The following is a 1071-nucleotide window of genomic DNA, read 5'->3' as shown; positions in this document are numbered from 1 at the left end:
AAATGTCGCCAACTTCAGAAACGGCTATCAGGTAAAGAAAGACGTTTTCAGACTTGGGTCAACCACAATGTAAGTAAGGCCATCGTAGAATCGGCAAAATCTCAAGGGGCAGTGATTGCCTTGGAGGATTTGACAGGTATCAGGGAAAGAACAAACCTCCAGCCAAGATCTAAAACTGAAAAAAGAAGATCCAACAATTGGGCATTCTATCAACTTCGCGAATTTATACAATATAAGGCTTTAGAGGCTGGAGTAAAAGTTATCTTTGTTAATCCTCGTTATACTTCCCAGACATGCCATCAATGCCTACACATCCATCCAATTAAGGGTAAATCTTACAGGTCTCGAAAGCGCTACAAATGTGGTGCCTGTGGATGGAATGGGGATGCTGACTTTAACGGTTCTATGATGATTAAATTATTGGGGCAGAGCGTAACCCTGCCCGGAGGTTCGTACTTATCCTGTTCTCTAACAGATATTGTACAGGGCTACTAAAAGCCCCTGGCATAAGTGCCGTGGGGATTGGTTACTCTACCCTGATAGTATGTCGTATTGGTCGTTAATTGTAATAGAGGTTATTACCTCTATTGTTATTCACGTGTTATTCAGAGCTGATTGACTGACAAAACTCCTACAAACTATGGTGTCGCTGCTATCCCGCTAGGGATAAAGGGTTGGAGTCGGTTGAAACCGACCTTAGCTATGAGCTGTGGACTTAAATCCATGGCGGGTTTGATAGCAAAGCCCAATATTTTTCAGTGAACCAGTATTCAAAGACACACTAGGCAAGACTGAAACCTGATGTTTAGATGCCCAAAACCCGCGATTTTGGGGATTGGTCAAGAACATCTCAATCGGGTGCATCTCATATTTGAAAATGTTCTGTAGGGTGCGTTAGGGATGGACTAGCCCTGATTTTCGCATTAGCCAGTATTGGAACAGTCCATCCCGTAACGCACCACCACGTTAAACAACATGCATTGAGATGCACCCTCTCAATCGGTAGCTACAGAGTAGTTTGTAGCTATCTACTAATTGAAGTAGCAATAGGTAAGCCACTGGGAATTTTTA

General features: G+C 43.0%; 1 protein-coding gene. It reads left to right on the top strand.

Annotated elements, in window-relative coordinates:
- On the top strand, positions 1-495 hold a 495-nt coding region (locus F6K53_RS44980; protein WP_293087607.1), incomplete at its 5' end, for a transposase.
- Between the last annotated feature and the right edge of the window lie 576 nt (positions 496-1071).

Source organism: Moorena sp. SIO4A1, assembly GCF_010672065.1.
Taxonomy (GTDB): domain Bacteria; phylum Cyanobacteriota; class Cyanobacteriia; order Cyanobacteriales; family Coleofasciculaceae; genus Moorena.
This window is presented reverse-complemented; position numbering and strand designations above follow the sequence as displayed.